The following is a 14,851-nucleotide window of genomic DNA, read 5'->3' as shown; positions in this document are numbered from 1 at the left end:
CGGCGCCCGCGCACCGCACGCTGCGTATCCCTCAAGGCAGCCCAGTATGCGGCAGATAATCCATTTTGGGATGGAATGAAACAGGGCTTCGGCCCGCCAGGCCGACGAGGCGTCGCCGGCCTGGCGGCGAGGCGCCGCCGGACCGCGAGATCAGGACGACCTTCTGTCGTAGCGGCGAAGCCGGCGGCGGCACGCTGTCGACGGTGATCCCGGCGTGGGGGCACCGCGGGCAGTGCCGCCGCCGGGGGCCGTCGCTGTCAGTCCTCGTGTTCCAGAATCCCCGACTGCGCGATGAGATAGCCGAGTTGGGTGCGGCTGCCACTGCCGAGAGCGGAGCCCAGCTTGGCGATGTGTGCACGGCAGGTGCGGACGTTCATGCCGAGGCGCCGGGCGATGGCCTCGTCGACATGCCCCTCGACCAGAAGCTTGGCGATCGAGCGCTGGACGCCCGTGATGCCGTCCAACTGGGGCCCGTAGGAGATCTGTTCCTCCCATGGGATGCCGTGCAGCCAGAACTGCTCGAAGACGCCGACGAGATACTCGACGATGCCCTTGTGCCGCAGTTCGAGGGCGGACAGGCGGTCGCTGCTCGCCGGTATGAAGGCCACCTTCCGGTCGACGATGATCAGCCGGTCGATGATCTCCTCCAGCGTGCGCACCTCCACGCCGACCGGGCCGACCTGTTCCATGTAGGACAGCGTGGCCGGGTGGTGACGGGCCGTGTGCTGGTAGAGCGTGCGCATCCGTACGCCACGGTCGATCAGCGGCTCCACGCGGCGCAGCGCCTTCTCCAGAATGTGCGGCTGTCGCCCGCTGCCGGGCTGGACAGTAAGAAGCTCCTCGGTGCAGTCTGCGGTGACTTGGTCGAGGGTTGTGTTGATGCGGTTGAGGCCCTCGAGGACGGTTATCCCTTGTGGGACGGTGGAGTTCTGAGCGGTGAACGCCATGAATGGCTCAAGAGCATCGGTCAGAGCGACAGTTCGTCGTCGGCGCTCTTGGATCTCCCGCTCGATGGGGTGTATCAGCTGTGTCAGCGCAGTGGTCGGCGGGACCGGGCGGAGCCACTGAGCGTCGTCGGGATCCGGGTGCAGCAGGGCCAGATCGAAGAGACAGGGTGTGGGTTCCGCCTCTGACCGGGCTATTCGCCCGGTACGCAGCGCGGTGATGTAAAGACCCTTCCCCGCCTCGCACAGCTCGCCGTCTGCGTGAGGGTGTCCCGATTCGCCCTCAATAGCTGGCATATGTACCCCCTCAGGCTCCTGCATTACAGGAACATGATGCCTGCCGTCGCTGGTGCAAGCGTTCGGAGTGAGACATCGTCTTATGCGCGGGGGAGGAGGAATGATCAAAAGAGGTGGAGATCACCCATGTCTAGGACGCTTCGTGCTCTTTGTGCTCTTGCCATAGCGGCGGCCGCGCTCGGTGCGGTGGCCTCCGGTGAGCCCTCCTGGGGTAGCTCTCCCGCCGGTGCGGTGACGGCAGCCCCTGGCGAACCTTCGTGGGGCTTCGCTCCCGCGGACGCTGTGGCCAAGTCGCCAGGAGAGCCTTCATGGGGTGCCGGTCCGGCAGCTGTCACGGGTACGAACGGTGAGCCCTCCTGGGGTGTCGCTCCGGCCCGCACGGACGCATGACCGTTCCACCGGACGACCGGGTCTTCCGGCGTGAGATGGCTACGGCTTACAGATCGGGGTGGCATTTCATCGACCTCGTCACGGCAATCCCCCACCGTGGCGACTCGTTGATGGTCACCCTCTTCGGAGAGCCGATTGTCGTGGCACGCGAGGAGGACGAGGACGTCCGCGCGTATCGGTGCCTTCGCCGGCCCCGTGGAGCTCCGCAGCCCGTCCGCTGTGCCATCCGGTACGGCATGATTTTCGTCAATCTTGACCAGCGGGACCACCAGTTGGTCGAGCCCGACACCACCACCGCCACCCCCCGCAGTGCCTGAGCGGTTCCCCCGTCGTTGTAAATCGCTCGGGCGCTTCCCCCACACAGCGGCGCCATCGTGGACCTGAAACACGATGGCGCCGCTGTGCTTTTCCCAGGCCTTTTTCCGGGCCTTTTCGCGGGGTCCCGGCTCTCCCGGCCTCCCCAGCTCTCCCGGTTTCCTCGGTTTCCCTGGGCTAGGCCCGGCCCATCGCCCCTGTCAGGGTGATCTCGATCAGCACCCGGTCCGGGTTCGAGGACGGGTTGCGTCCGTAGCGCTCCGCGTAGCGCTCCACCGCCTCCTCGATGAGCTCCGGCTCCATACGGACCCTCGCGCGGCCCTCCAGGGTCGCCCAGCGCCCCTTGTCGACCTGGCAGACCGCGACCGGCGCCCCGTCGGGGCCCGCTGCCAGGATGTTGTCGACCTTGTGGCTGTGCTTGTTGGTGATGACGCGGGCCAGGCCGCCCTCCGGGTCGTAGGTGACGCCGACCGGCGCGACGTGCGGAGTTCCGTCCTGGCGCGCAGTCGTCAGGGTGCACATGTGGTACTCACGCCAGAAGCGGAGATAGGACGCGTCGGGGTTGCGTGGGTCGATCGCCATGCCCGGAACCTACAGGCGGCGGCTGTCTCAGACTGGGTTGAGTGGAATAGACTCAACTTTGTGCACGTTAAATGAGTCAGCGTTGAGGGAGACAGCCCTACCCGCAAGGAGGAGAGAGCGCACGTGGACGCCGAGCTGACCAACAAGAGCCGGGATGCAATCAACGCCGCCACCACCCGGGCCGTGTCCGAAGGGCACCCCGATCTGACCCCCGCGCATCTGCTGCTCGCGCTGCTCGCGGGCGCGGACAACGAGAACATCATCGACCTGCTGGCCGCCGTCGACGCGGACCAGGCCGCCGTGCGCTCCGGGACGGAGCGGGTGCTGGCCGCGCAGCCCAGCGTGGCGGGGTCCACCGTCGCGCCGCCGCAGCCCAACCGGGAGCTGCTCGCCGTCATCGCCGACGCCGCGCAGCGGGCCAAGGACCTCGGGGACGAGTATCTGTCCACCGAGCATCTCCTCATCGGCATCGCCGCGAGGGGCGGGAAGACCGGGGAAGTGCTCGACCGGCAGGGGGCCACGGCGAAGAAGCTGTTGGACGCGTTCGAGAAGGCAAGGGGAGGGCGCCGGGTGACCACAGCCGACCCTGAGGGGCAGTACAAGGCACTCGAGAAGTTCGGTACGGACTTCACCGCCGCGGCACGCGAGGGCAAGCTCGACCCGGTCATCGGCCGGGACCAGGAGATCCGCCGGGTCGTCCAGGTGCTGTCCCGTCGTACGAAGAACAACCCGGTGCTGATCGGCGAGCCGGGCGTGGGCAAGACCGCGGTCGTCGAGGGGCTGGCGCAGCGCATCGTCAAGGGCGACGTGCCCGAGTCGCTGAGGAACAAGCGGCTGGTGGCGCTCGACCTGGGCGCGATGGTGGCGGGCGCGAAGTACCGCGGTGAGTTCGAGGAGCGGCTGAAGACCGTCCTCTCCGAGATCAAGGAGAGCGACGGGCAGATCATCACCTTCATCGACGAGCTGCACACCGTCGTGGGCGCGGGCGCCGGCGGGGACTCCGCGATGGACGCGGGCAACATGCTCAAGCCGATGCTGGCCCGCGGTGAGCTGCGGATGGTGGGCGCGACGACGCTCGACGAGTACCGCGAGCGGATCGAGAAGGACGCGGCGCTGGAGCGGCGCTTCCAGCAGGTGCTGGTGGCCGAGCCGACGGTCGAGGACACGATCGCGATCCTGCGCGGTCTGAAGGGCCGCTACGAGGCCCACCACAAGGTGCAGATCGCGGACAGCGCGCTGGTCGCGGCCGCGACGCTCTCGGACCGGTACATCACCTCGCGCTTCCTGCCCGACAAGGCGATCGACCTCGTCGACGAGGCCGCGTCCCGGCTGCGGATGGAGATCGACTCCTCGCCCGTCGAGATCGACGAGCTGCAACGGGCCGTGGACCGGCTGCGGATGGAGGAGCTGGCGCTCAAGAACGAGTCCGACGAGGCCTCCAAGCAGCGCCTGGAGAAGCTCCGCCGCGACCTCGCCGACAAGGAGGAGGAGCTGCGTGGCCTCACCGCGCGCTGGGAGAAGGAGAAGCAGGGCCTCAACCGCGTCGGTGAGCTGAAGGAGAAGCTCGACGACCTGCGCGGCCAGGCGGAACGCGCGCAGCGCGACGGCGACTTCGACACCGCGTCCAAGCTGTTGTACGGGGAGATCCCGGGCCTCGAGCGGGAGCTGGAGGAGGCCACGGTGGCCGAGCAGGAAGCGGCCAAGGACACCATGGTCAAGGAGGAGGTCGGCCCGGACGACATCGCGGATGTGGTGGGGTCCTGGACGGGCATCCCGGCCGGACGCCTCCTGGAAGGGGAGACCAAGAAGCTCCTGCGGATGGAGTCCGAGCTGGGCCGGCGGCTGGTCGGGCAGACGGAGGCGGTCCAGGCGGTGTCCGACGCCGTACGACGCACCCGCGCGGGGATCGCGGACCCGGACCGGCCCACCGGCTCGTTCCTCTTCCTCGGCCCGACGGGCGTCGGCAAGACGGAGCTGGCGAAGGCGCTGGCGGACTTCCTCTTCGACGACGAGCGGGCGATGGTCCGCATCGACATGTCGGAGTACGGCGAGAAGCACACGGTGGCCCGTCTGGTCGGCGCGCCTCCGGGCTACGTCGGCTACGAGGAGGGCGGCCAGCTGACCGAGGCGGTGCGCCGCCGCCCGTACTCCGTCGTCCTCCTGGACGAGGTCGAGAAGGCGCACCCCGAGGTCTTCGACATCCTGCTCCAGGTCCTCGACGACGGCAGGCTGACGGACGGCCAGGGCCGGACGGTGGACTTCCGCAACACCATCCTGATCCTGACGTCGAACCTCGGCAGTCAGTACCTGGTCGAGCCGCTGACCGGCGAGGAGGAGAAGAAGCAGCAGGTCCTCGAGGTCGTACGGGCCTCGTTCAAGCCGGAGTTCCTGAACCGGCTGGACGACATGGTGGTCTTCTCGGCCCTGTCCAAGGACGATCTGGTCCACATCGCGAAGCTCCAGATCGACCGTCTCGCCAAGCGCCTTGCAGAACGCCGCCTCACTCTGGAGGTCACCCCGGCGGCCCTGGAGTGGCTCGCGGACGAGGGCAACGACCCGGCGTACGGCGCCCGCCCGCTGCGCCGCCTGGTCCAGACGGCGATCGGCGACCGCCTGGCCAAGGAGATCCTGGCGGGCGAGGTCACGGACGGCGACACGGTGCGCGTGGACCGCTTCGAGGACGGCCTGCTGGTGGGCCCGGCGCAGTAACCGGCCCGCCGGGCGCCGCGACGCTGCCGCGCCGCGGTGCGGGGTGCGGGCCGCGGCGGGATGCGGGGGCGGGGTGTGGCGCAGGGGGTGTGGGGCCGGGGTGCGGAGGCGGCCCCCGCACCCTCGCCCGGCGGCCGGGCTTCCCGCGGGTCGGCCGCCTCACGCCCGCATCCCGCCGCGCCCCCGGTAGGGGTTGCCACCACCCGCCCGACATGGGGGAGGATGGCAGGAACCGTACGAAGGGAAATCCACGGTGACCATCGATCCGTCCTCGATTCCGAATTTCGGGGGCCAGCCCCAGCCTCAGGCCGCAGGACCGGCGGGCCCCGTCGTTCCCGACCAGGACCTGGTCAAGCAGCTCCTCGACCAGATGGAGCTGAAGTACGTCGTCGACGACGAGGGTGACCTTGCGGCGCCGTGGGAGGAATTCCGCACGTACTTCATGTTCCGCGGCGAGGAGGACCAGCAGGTCTTCTCGGTCCGGACGTTCTACGACCGGCCGCACGCCCTCGAGGACAAGTCCAAGCTCCTCGACGCGATCGACGACTGGAACCGCCGCACCCTGTGGCCGAAGGTCTACACGCACATCCATGACGAGGAGGAGGGCCCGACAACCGTCCGCCTCATCGGCGAGGCGCAGATGCTGATCGGCACCGGCGTCAACCTGGAGCACTTCGTGTCGTCGACCGTCAGCTGGGTCCGCGCTGCGATCGAGTTCGACAAGTGGCTCGTCGAGCAGCTCGGCCTGGAGCCGGCGGAGGCGGACGAGAAGCCCGCCGACGACGCCTGACCTGCACTGACCTGAAGTTCCCCGCCGCGCCCTACAGCGCGATCGGGGACAGCGTCAGCAGATACGCCCCGTAGCCGAACGAAAGCCCGGCCAGGACGACGGTCACCACGACCGCCGTCCTCGGCCGGGCTTTCGTCAGCGCGCACGCCGGCGGCAGCAGCAGCGGGAATGCAGGCACGCGCACAGGGTCGGTCAACCCGACCATGAGCGGCCAACCCGCACGCGAGCGCTGGTGAAGGCCTGAACATGCTCGCCAATAGGCCGGTGTCCCCTTTGATGCCTATCGTGAGGGCCGAATCTCCTGGTTGGTGGACTCGGGAAAGCGGGATCGCATGAATACGGTGGAGACGGCTGACGCGCGCGGCGTAGTGGGCTCGGCAGGCTGGAGCCCTGCGGCTCGGGTGCGGGGCATGGGCACGTCGATCTTCACGGAGATGACGGAGCTGGCGCGGAGCACCGGTGCCGTGAACCTCGGGCAAGGGGTGCCGGAGCTGGCCAGTCCGCCCGGGCTGCTCAAGGGCGTAGCGGACGCCGTGCTCGCGGGCAGCAACCAGTACCCGCCGGCTCATGGGTTCCCGGCGCTGCGCGATGCTGTCGCCGCCCATCAGCTGCGGCGCTACGGCCTCGAATACCAGCCGCAAGGTGAGGTGCTGGTCACCACGGGCGCGACGGAAGCCCTCGCTGCGGCCCTCCTGGCGCTCTGCGACCCCGGTGATGAGGTCATTGCGTTCGACCCCTGCTACGACGCGTACGCGGCGGATGCCCGGCTTGCCGGGGCTCGGTTGGCCGCCGTCCCCCTGGTCCTCGACGGCGACGGGTTCGCCCTCGACGCCGACGCGCTGCGGGCGGCGGTAACCCCGCGTACCCGGGTGTTGCTCCTGAACACTCCGCACAACCCCACGGGCAAGGTTTTCAGGGCTGAAGAGCTGGAAGCGATCGCCGATGTGTGCCGAGAGCACTCGCTGACGGTGATCACGGACGAGGTCTATGAACACCTCGTCTACAACGATGGTGCGCGCCATCTCCCGATCGCGGCCCTGCCGGAGATGCGGGAACGGACCGTGGTCATCTCCTCGGCCGGCAAGACCTTCAACGCAACGGGCTGGAAGGTCGGTTGGGTCTGCGGACCCGCGCCGCTCGTCGCTGCGGTGGGCGCGGCCAAGCAGTTCCTGACGTACGCCTCGGGTACGCCGTATCAGGAGGCGCTGGCGCATGCGCTCGGCTCGGTGGAGGAATGGGCGGCGGGTCTGCGGGACACGCTGCGCGGGAACCGGGACCTGCTGAGCACCGGCCTTGCGGAGGCCGGACTGCGGCCCTTCCGTGCGGATGCCGGCTACTTCGTGCAGGCGGATGTGCGGCCGTGGGGTTACTCGGACGGGGTCGAGTTCTGCCGGGAGTTGCCGGAGCGGGCGGGTGTGGTGGCCATCCCGACGTCGGCGTTCTACCTCAGTGCGGGTGCTCCGGCATGGCTGGTCCGCTTCTCGTTCTGCAAGCGCGAGGACTCGATCCGAAAGGCCGTTGTCCAGTTGATCAACGCGCGCGCGGCGGGCTGAGCACAGTCACCGGCGGACACTGCTTTCTCGCAGGAGAGTTCGTGTGTCCGGACAGCGAGGGGCGCCGTTCACTCGGCGGAGTGTCCGGGCAAGCGTCAGGCGCCCCCGTGAAACTGCTGCTCAACTCGGCGGAATCACAGCACGGCGTTGTACCTGTCCCAGTACTGGTTCACCTTTATCCGGGCCTTGAATGGCAGTGCGGCCTTGCCGGTGCCCGGGTACTCCCACATCCCGCCGGCTGCATCGCGGGCGATCAGGTCGGGGTGACCGTCGCCGGATACATCGCCGTACGCCACCAGCGCGTTGTATATGTTCCAGCCGGTTCCGATCTTCACGCGTGCTTTCAGCGGCAGCCCGGCGTTGCCCGTGCCCTCGTACAGCCACAGATCACCCGCCGCATCCCGGGCCAGCAGGTCCGCCGTGCCGTCACCGGTGGCATCCATGCCGCCTGTCAGCGCGTTGTATATGTTCCACCCCGAGCCGATCTTCGTACGGGTCGTGAACGGTGCGGAGTCATTGCCTGTGCCCTGGTAAAGCCACAGAGTGCCGTCGCCGCCCCGGGCGATCAGGTCCGGCTCACCGTCACCGCCCAGATCGCCCACTCCGCGCACAGAGGTGTACTGGTGCCAGCCGCGGCCGACGTCCACCGGCTTCCCCAGCGCACCCACGTCACCCTGCAATGTGGGATGGAACCAGAGATGACCGGTGGTGTCCCGCGTGACGACGTCTCCGCCTTTGCCGCGCACGTTGATCGGTGCGGTCTTCGTGAGCAGGTCGTACCGGTCCCAGGCGGCAGCGACCTTATTGCGCCACTCGATGTCGAGCGGTCCGAATTCACCCATGGACATGCTGTGCGACCACAACGTGCCGTCCTCGGATCGCCCGAACAGCCAGTAGTCCATCGCCGGTGCGCGGTTGCCGACCGCTCCCGTGAACCCGCCCTCCGCCTTCGAGCCGTCTGAGAATGCGGCAGTGACGTCGATCTTCCACGCGGCGGCGTTGGCGCTCGCGCTCATCGCGTAGGAGATCGTGTGGTCACCCGGCGGAAGGTCGCACGAGATGCTCTCTGACACCAGCGTCCGCGGGTACTCGCACCTGACGTCCGTCCCCGACGCCTGGATCCCCAGCGTCCACTCCTCGCTGAGGTCCCACCACCGTTGCTCCTCCGATGCCTTGAAGGACACGGTCAGCCGCCCCTGCTCCGCCGCGTGCACGGTTACCGTGTGTGTAACGCTGCCGTCGGCCGGAACGTCTGGGGTGTCCATCGAGACCGTGCTCCCGGCCTGCGCTGCCGCTGCAGCTTCACCCCCGGCAAGCCCCACGAGCCCGCCTGCCACCATGGCCAGTGCGCCACCCACGGCCCCGAGACGCATCCTGCCTCGCTTCACGATTCCGCGTGCCAGGTATCCATCCATGCGCAGCTCCATCCTCTGACTGTCCTGTCACTTGCTTGACTACCTGGCCCTCCCCATATGTTTCATCAATTCCAGCCGTTGCTTGGCGTGTTCTAGCCTCTATCGACCAGTTCGCCGGGCCGAGTCCGGCGCCGGTTCGGCAAATACCAGGTTCTGCCTCGCGTGCGACACGCCCCCGAAAACTCAGCAACGTCACGAAGGGGCCGAGCATGGTGAGGGCTTGTTGGCCGGGGTCCCAGGTCCGATCGGTCGGCTAGTTCTGCCCGCGGGGCGGCGGTCGTCCGAGGCCCCGCACTGGCCGGCCCGACGGGATCTCCAGCAATGCGTCATGTTCGCCGTCCTGTGCCGAAGCTCTGGAGTTGCTCAAGTCTGCTTTGGGTCCGCGGGGCCGGGGGCATCCCCCTCACACGCAAGACTTCGGGGGAACGGAAGGACGGTGGGGGCAGTGGCAGCTTTCTTCGGGATTCTGATCGTCGGGTTCGTGCTCGTCTTGATCATCAAGGGGCTCGGCTCGAAGGGCCGCAAGGGCCGCAAGGGCCGTCGGCGCGGGGCCGCGGGTGGTGGCGGCGGTAGCTGGTGGGCCGGCGACGGCGGGGGCTCGTCGTGCGGGGGCGGTTCCTCGTGCGGCAGCAGCTCGTCCTGTGGCGGCGGTGGCGGTGGCGGCGGGGGCGGATGCGGCGGCGGAGGCAGCTGACACGGGGCAGCTGGTCCGCGGCCACTTAAGGCACCCGGCGGGTGAACTCCCGCCGGGTGCCTCTTTGTTGTCCCCGTTCAGTGACCTCACTGAGACTTTTTAGTTGAACAGTTGAACCGTTAGGCCCCCGAGGGGATGGAAACCCTTTCAAGTTGGGTAAAAACGCTGTGGACGCCGCGTAGTTCATGATTCTCTCGCTGTCGGAACCTGTTGGAACCATCCAGCCCTCGGACCTGATGTGGACCCGAGCAGGCGGTCCCCGGATCTTCTTCATCTCCCTCTCAGGGGCGCCCCCGGTCCACGTGTCCTTCACCCGCCAAAGCGTGTTTGCGGAGCCGACCCATGCTCACGACCCTCCATACGGCCTACACCGACACCCGTGCCGACGATCTCGCCTGGGCGTTGGGACGGGAGGCGCTGCCCGCCCTGGCCGTCCTCGACCTCGAACTGTCCGGAGCAAAGCTGCAGTTGAGACTGTTGGGCGCGTCCCACCAGGTGCTGCTGGAGGAGGAGCAGGGCAGCTGCTCCGAGACCGTTGCCTGCATGCCCGGCAGTAGCACGCCCCTGCCGCTCGGCGTGGCCAAGCGGCTCGGTGCTTGGGAGTACGAGTTCGCGGCTCGCGTCGAGACGCTCTCGAAGGGATCCTTCGCGGGGCGCGCGCAGGAGCTGCTCGCCCTGGTCGCCGACCATCCCCAGGGTCTCGCGGGCACGTTTCCCGGCTCGCCGCACGCGTTTACGGCCATGCTGGCGCAGCGGCTCGACGGGCAGGTGCGGTGGCGTACATGGCACGCGTATCCGCAGGAGGGCCGTCTCGTCGTCACTCGTACGCGGGTCGGTGCCCGTATGCCCGCAACGCTGTAGTCATGCCTACAGCGCTCCAGTAGCACCCTTGTGGGTGACAGGCGGCGCTCTACCCCTGACGTAGCGTTGCAAACATGATCGATCGGCCGCCGACACCGCAGCCCCCGCACGCGGTTCGGCTGCCCGTGCGCCCCGACGCCGGCCGGTATCTCGTGTTGACGGCCGTCTTCGTCTGCGCCGCGTGTGGATTGGTGTACGAACTCGAACTGGTCGCCCTCGCCTCGTACTTGATCGGCGACTCCGTCACCCAGGCCTCCGTCGTGCTGTCGTTGATGGTCTTCGCCATGGGCATCGGCTCGCTCCTCGCCAAGAGACTGCACTGCCGGCCCGCGGTCGGCTTCGGCCTGCTGGAGGCGGCGCTCGCGCTGGTCGGCGGCTGCTCGGCGATGGTTCTGTACGCCGCGTTCGCCTGGCTCGGCGAGTCCCGCGTCGTACTGGTGGGCTTCTCCCTCGCCATCGGGGTGCTGATCGGCGCGGAGGTCCCGTTGCTGATGTCCCTGATCCAGCGCATCTCGCGGCGTGACGCGGAGGGCACTGTCGCCGATCTGTTCGCCGCGGACTACGTGGGGGCGCTCGTCGGCGGGCTCGCGTTTCCGTTTCTGCTGCTGCCGTGGTTCGGTCAGCTCACGGGGGCGCTGCTGACCGGGGGCGTCAACGCGGTGGCGGGCGGCGCGCTCGTACTGTGGCTGTTCCGGCGGGATCTGACGGTGCGTTGGCGCGCGTGGCTGCTCGCCGCCAATGTGACGGTGCTGGCGCTGCTGGCGACCGCGACCGTCCTGGTCGACGACTTCGAGCGGGCGGCGCGGCGGGCGGTCTACGGCGACGAGGTGCGGGTCGCCATCCGCACCGATCTGCAGGAAGTCGTGCTCACCGGCGACCGGTCGGGGCCGCTGGACCTCTTCATCGGCGGGCGGTTGCGGGTCAGCGGGCGCGACGAGTACCGCTACCACGAGGCGCTGGTGCACCCGGCGATGCGCGGGCCGCATGCGCAGGTGCTGATCCTGGGCGGGGGCGACGGGCTGGCGGCGCGCGAAGTGCTGCGCTACCCCGGTGTCGAGTCGGTGACCGTCGTCGAGCTCGACCCGGGCGTCGTCCGGCTCGCGCGTACTGATCCGGCGCTGGCGGTGCTGAACGGGTACGCGTACCAGGACCCGCGGGTGCGGGTCGTCGCCGCGGACGCTTTCTCCTGGCTGCGGGAGCCGAGGGGGGCGTACGACGTGGTGATCTCGGACCTGCCCGATCCGGGCATCACGCCGAGCACCAAGCTCTACTCCCAGGAGTTCTACGGACTCACCGCGCGGGTCCTCACGGACAGCGGGCGGCTCGTGGTGCACGCGGGGTCGGCCGGCTCCCGTCCGCACACGTTCTGGACGGTCGACGCGACGCTGCGGGGTGCGGGGTTCGGGACGCGTCCGTACTTCGTCACCGGACGGCTCTCCGGCTTCACGGCGGGCCCGGACCTTTCGACCGGCACGGCGTCCGCACCGCCCGACTGGGGCTTCCTGCTCGCCGGTGCGGGGAGTGCGCCGGGGCTCGGACTCGACCCCGAAGCGCCGCGGCTGCGGACGCTGGGCCCGTCCGCGCTAGCCGCGGGGGCACGGGGTGCGGAGCGCACAAGGCTGCCGGCGCTGCCGCCGTCGACATTGGTGCACCCGCGGTACATGGACTAGTGGACTGATTGACTGATGGACCAGTCGTGCATGGACCGCGTCGCAGACGGACTGAGCTGTACACAGAGAGGGAAACGCAGACGTGGCGGTCGTGTCTGAGTAGGCTCGACTCCCATGGAGCATGAGGCGTACGTTCCGGTTCCGGCAGAGACCGTCCGTCAGGCACTGAGGGACCCTGCCCGGGTCGCCCGGTGGGTGCCGGGGCTCCAACAGGACGCGGACGAGTCGGCAGGCCCGCTCTCCGGCCGCCTGAAGGTCCGCATCGGCGGCCACACGATCACCTACCGCGGCACGCTGCGCATCGTGGAGCAGGGCGAGGTCTTCGCGGTCGAGGGCGAGGGCGTTGAGGCACGCGGCACCGGCTCGGCGAAGGTGACCCTGACGATCCGTCCGCAAGCGGCGGAGGGCGGCACCACGCTCACGTTCACGGCTACGACCCGCGCGGAGGGCCGCTTGGCCGAGTTGGATCCCGCACAGACGACCGCGGCTGCCCACCGCCTGCTGGACCGCTTCGCGGAGCGGTTGGGTGAGGCGGCGGGGGCCACACCGGCGGACGCGGGTGCGGCGCCGGAGCCCGCGAGCGACGCCGACGACGCAAGCCCGTCCAGGACGGACGACGCCACCGCGGCCGACGACGCGGGCCCGACCGCTGCGGACCACGCCACCGCGCCGGATGTCGACGCCACCGCTACCGACGACGCCGACACCGACGACGCCGACACCGCCGACACCGACGACGATGCGAACGCGTCCGTGTTTGACGCCCCCGTGCCGCCGCCTTCCCTCGACCCCGTCGCCGAGGAGCAGTTCGGCGCACTGAACGGCACCGACGCGGCGGAGGCGGAGGAACTGCAGGAGATCCCCGTCATCCCCGACGAGCCCCCCGCCGAGGCCGCCCATGCACGGCGGACCATGATCGGCCGGAGCGCCGAGGAGGTCGATCACGCGCCGCCGCGCGGACGTTACGCGCCCACGCCCCCGCCCGATGCCGGCAGCGCCCGGGCCACTCTTCGGTGGGTCGCGCCCGCCGCCGCCCTCGTGGTCGCCTCTGCCGTGGTCGTCGGACGCGTGCTGCGCCGGCGCAAGTAGTGTCGTGGTGTGAGTAGCAGCGAAGAGAGCATCCGGCTGGCCGCCTCAGACGCCGAGTTGACCGTGCACCCGCGAAACGGCTGCCGCGTCGCCAGCCTGACCATCGGCGGCACCGAGCTGCTGCGCCAGGGGGAGCGGTACGGCTCCTTCCCGATGGTCCCCTGGTGCGGCCGCGTCGCGAACGGCCGGTTCCGCAACGGCGACGTATCGCATCAGCTCCCGCTCAACTCTCCGCCGCACGCCATCCACGGCACCGGCCGCGACACCGCCTGGCGCACCGCCCGTACCTCCAAGAGCGAGGCGGCCTTCACGTACGACCTGGCCGAGCCCTGGCCGTACACCGGGCGGGTCACCCAGGCCTTCGAGCTGGCCGAGGACTCGCTGACGCTCACCATGGCCATCGAGACGTACGGCACGTCCTTCCCGGCCCAGGCCGGCTGGCATCCCTGGTTCCTGCGCAACCTCGGCGGCCAGGGCGGCCAGGGCGGCCAGGGCGCACCCGACGAGGACGTGCGCATCGACTTCACCGCCGCATGGCAGGAGGAGCGCGACGACGACCACCTGCCGACCGGCCGGCGCATCCCGCCCCTCCCCGGCCCCTGGGACGACTGCTTCGGCATGCCCGACGGCGTCTCGGTCACCCTCACCTGGCCCGGGCAGCTGGAGCTCACGATCGCCAGCCGCGCCGAATGGGTCGTGATCTACGACGAGCAGGAGGCGGCCTTCTGCGTCGAACCGCAGTCCGGCCCGCCGAACGGCCTCAACACCCACCCCCAGCTCGTCACCCCGATCGAGCCCCTGGAGATCGCGACGACCTGGAGCTGGCGCCGCCTTTAAGCTCATGGGCATGACTGACGTACGCGCCGATCTGCTCCAGCAGATCAAGGACAAGGCCGTGGTTCACGGCAAGGTGACCCTCTCCTCGGGTCTTGAGGCCGACTACTACGTGGATCTGCGCCGGATCACGCTCGACGGCGCGGCCGCCCCGCTCGTCGGTCAGGTCATGTCCGACCTCACCGCGGAGCTGGACTACGACTGCGTCGGCGGCCTCACCCTCGGCGCGGACCCCGTGGCGACGGCGATCCTGCACGCCTCCGCCGCCCGCGGAGAGCGGGTCGACGCCTTCGTCGTACGGAAGGAGGCCAAGGCGCACGGCATGCAGCGCCAGGTCGAGGGCCCGGACATCAAGGGCCGGCGCTGCCTGGTCGTCGAGGACACCTCCACCACCGGCGGCTCCCCGCTGGCCGCGGTAGAGGCCGTACGCGAGGCCGGCGGCGAGGTCGTCGCGGTGGCCACGATCGTGGACCGGGCGACGGGCGCCGGCGAGAAGATCAGCGGCACGGCAGGGGTTCCATACCTCTACGCGTACTCGCTCGACGAGCTCGGTCTCGCCTGAGACGAGGCTCTGACCTGCGGTGATGGTGAGGGGTGTGGGGGGGGGGGGGTGGGGCCCCCCCCCCCCCCCCCGGACCCGCGCCCCCCCCCCCGGCGGGGCGGCCCCCGGGGGGGGAAAATAAAGACCCCGCAGCAGGCACCCCCCCC

Annotated in this window: 14 protein-coding genes; 10 read left to right on the top strand and 4 right to left on the bottom strand. The window is 69.5% G+C overall.

What is annotated here, in order from left to right; all coding sequences use genetic code 11:
• Positions 1-257 precede the first annotated feature (257 nt).
• Positions 258-1,241 carry a helix-turn-helix transcriptional regulator gene (locus ACFYWY_RS19400; protein WP_389187762.1) on the bottom strand — a complete coding sequence of 328 codons (984 nt, stop codon included), beginning with the start codon at positions 1,239-1,241 and terminating at the stop codon, positions 258-260.
• Between the two features lie 386 nt (positions 1,242-1,627).
• Here ACFYWY_RS19400 and ACFYWY_RS19395 point away from each other — a divergent pair, with 386 nt between their 5' ends.
• Positions 1,628-1,948, top strand: coding sequence for a (2Fe-2S)-binding protein (locus ACFYWY_RS19395; RefSeq protein WP_142214562.1), 321 nt, complete (start codon positions 1,628-1,630; stop codon positions 1,946-1,948).
• A 175-nt stretch (positions 1,949-2,123) separates the two neighbouring features.
• Here ACFYWY_RS19395 and ACFYWY_RS19390 read toward each other — a convergent pair whose 3' ends face one another.
• A complete protein-coding gene (locus tag ACFYWY_RS19390) occupies positions 2,124-2,528 on the bottom strand; it encodes a pyridoxamine 5'-phosphate oxidase family protein (RefSeq protein WP_389187758.1) in 405 nt (134 codons plus the stop codon).
• Positions 2,529-2,651: 123 nt separating this feature from the next.
• Between ACFYWY_RS19390 and clpB the strand changes: the two genes are divergently transcribed.
• Complete coding sequence (gene clpB / locus ACFYWY_RS19385) at positions 2,652-5,237, top strand: ATP-dependent chaperone ClpB (protein ID WP_389187754.1); 2,586 nt, start codon at positions 2,652-2,654, stop codon at positions 5,235-5,237.
• 253 nt (positions 5,238-5,490) lie between these two features.
• Entirely contained in the window at positions 5,491-6,027 is a 537-nt protein-coding gene (locus tag ACFYWY_RS19380; protein ID WP_389187751.1) for a YbjN domain-containing protein, read from the top strand.
• 31 nt (positions 6,028-6,058) lie between these two features.
• Here the strand turns inward: ACFYWY_RS19380 and ACFYWY_RS19375 are convergent, their stop codons facing one another.
• A complete protein-coding gene (locus ACFYWY_RS19375) occupies positions 6,059-6,205 on the bottom strand; it encodes a hypothetical protein (RefSeq protein ID WP_389187745.1) in 147 nt (48 codons plus the stop codon).
• Positions 6,206-6,437: 232 nt separating this feature from the next.
• Here ACFYWY_RS19375 and ACFYWY_RS19370 point away from each other — a divergent pair, with 232 nt between their 5' ends.
• Positions 6,438-7,580, top strand: coding sequence for an aminotransferase class I/II-fold pyridoxal phosphate-dependent enzyme (locus tag ACFYWY_RS19370; RefSeq protein WP_389187742.1), 1,143 nt, complete (start codon positions 6,438-6,440; stop codon positions 7,578-7,580).
• Positions 7,581-7,714: 134 nt separating this feature from the next.
• Here ACFYWY_RS19370 and ACFYWY_RS19365 read toward each other — a convergent pair whose 3' ends face one another.
• The gene (locus ACFYWY_RS19365; RefSeq protein WP_389187739.1) at positions 7,715-8,995 is read right to left on the bottom strand and encodes an FG-GAP repeat domain-containing protein; all 1,281 of its coding nucleotides are present in this window, start codon (positions 8,993-8,995) and stop codon (positions 7,715-7,717) included.
• A 445-nt stretch (positions 8,996-9,440) separates the two neighbouring features.
• On the opposite strand from ACFYWY_RS19365, the gene ACFYWY_RS19360 reads away from it, so the two are divergent.
• The 6 genes from ACFYWY_RS19360 to pyrE all read left to right on the top strand — a co-directional run bounded on the left by ACFYWY_RS19360 (position 9,441) and on the right by pyrE (position 14,705).
• Positions 9,441-9,689, top strand: coding sequence for a hypothetical protein (locus ACFYWY_RS19360; RefSeq protein ID WP_389187736.1), 249 nt, complete (start codon positions 9,441-9,443; stop codon positions 9,687-9,689).
• Positions 9,690-10,031: 342 nt separating this feature from the next.
• Complete coding sequence (locus ACFYWY_RS19355) at positions 10,032-10,550, top strand: DUF2617 family protein (protein ID WP_389187733.1); 519 nt, start codon at positions 10,032-10,034, stop codon at positions 10,548-10,550.
• Positions 10,551-10,624: 74 nt separating this feature from the next.
• Positions 10,625-12,220 carry a polyamine aminopropyltransferase gene (locus ACFYWY_RS19350; RefSeq protein ID WP_389187730.1) on the top strand — a complete coding sequence of 532 codons (1,596 nt, stop codon included), beginning with the start codon at positions 10,625-10,627 and terminating at the stop codon, positions 12,218-12,220.
• Positions 12,221-12,334: 114 nt separating this feature from the next.
• Positions 12,335-13,309: an SRPBCC family protein gene (locus ACFYWY_RS19345; protein WP_389187726.1), complete on the top strand. Its 975-nt coding sequence runs from the start codon at positions 12,335-12,337 to the stop codon at positions 13,307-13,309.
• A 9-nt stretch (positions 13,310-13,318) separates the two neighbouring features.
• Complete coding sequence (locus ACFYWY_RS19340; protein WP_389187722.1) at positions 13,319-14,146, top strand: aldose 1-epimerase; 828 nt, start codon at positions 13,319-13,321, stop codon at positions 14,144-14,146.
• Between the two features lie 10 nt (positions 14,147-14,156).
• Positions 14,157-14,705 carry an orotate phosphoribosyltransferase gene (gene pyrE / locus ACFYWY_RS19335; protein ID WP_389187719.1) on the top strand — a complete coding sequence of 183 codons (549 nt, stop codon included), beginning with the start codon at positions 14,157-14,159 and terminating at the stop codon, positions 14,703-14,705.
• Positions 14,706-14,851 lie beyond the last annotated feature (146 nt).

This window comes from Streptomyces sp. NPDC002870 (assembly GCF_042888505.1).
GTDB lineage: Bacteria > Actinomycetota > Actinomycetes > Streptomycetales > Streptomycetaceae > Streptomyces.
The sequence above is the reverse complement of the archived record's forward strand: the minus strand, read 5'-3'. Positions and strand labels throughout refer to the sequence as shown.

Coding starts and splice junctions, on each gene's coding strand:
- ACFYWY_RS19400 (WP_389187762.1), bottom strand. CDS start 1,241: ATGCCAGCTATTGAGGGCGAATCGGGACACCCTCACGCAGACGGCGAG.
- ACFYWY_RS19395 (WP_142214562.1), top strand. CDS start 1,628: ATGACCGTTCCACCGGACGACCGGGTCTTCCGGCGTGAGATGGCTACG.
- ACFYWY_RS19390 (WP_389187758.1), bottom strand. CDS start 2,528: ATGGCGATCGACCCACGCAACCCCGACGCGTCCTATCTCCGCTTCTGG.
- ACFYWY_RS19370 (WP_389187742.1), top strand. CDS start 6,438: ATGGGCACGTCGATCTTCACGGAGATGACGGAGCTGGCGCGGAGCACC.
- ACFYWY_RS19365 (WP_389187739.1), bottom strand. CDS start 8,995: ATGGATGGATACCTGGCACGCGGAATCGTGAAGCGAGGCAGGATGCGT.
- ACFYWY_RS19355 (WP_389187733.1), top strand. CDS start 10,032: ATGCTCACGACCCTCCATACGGCCTACACCGACACCCGTGCCGACGAT.
- ACFYWY_RS19350 (WP_389187730.1), top strand. CDS start 10,625: ATGATCGATCGGCCGCCGACACCGCAGCCCCCGCACGCGGTTCGGCTG.
- ACFYWY_RS19345 (WP_389187726.1), top strand. CDS start 12,335: ATGGAGCATGAGGCGTACGTTCCGGTTCCGGCAGAGACCGTCCGTCAG.
- pyrE (WP_389187719.1), top strand. CDS start 14,157: ATGACTGACGTACGCGCCGATCTGCTCCAGCAGATCAAGGACAAGGCC.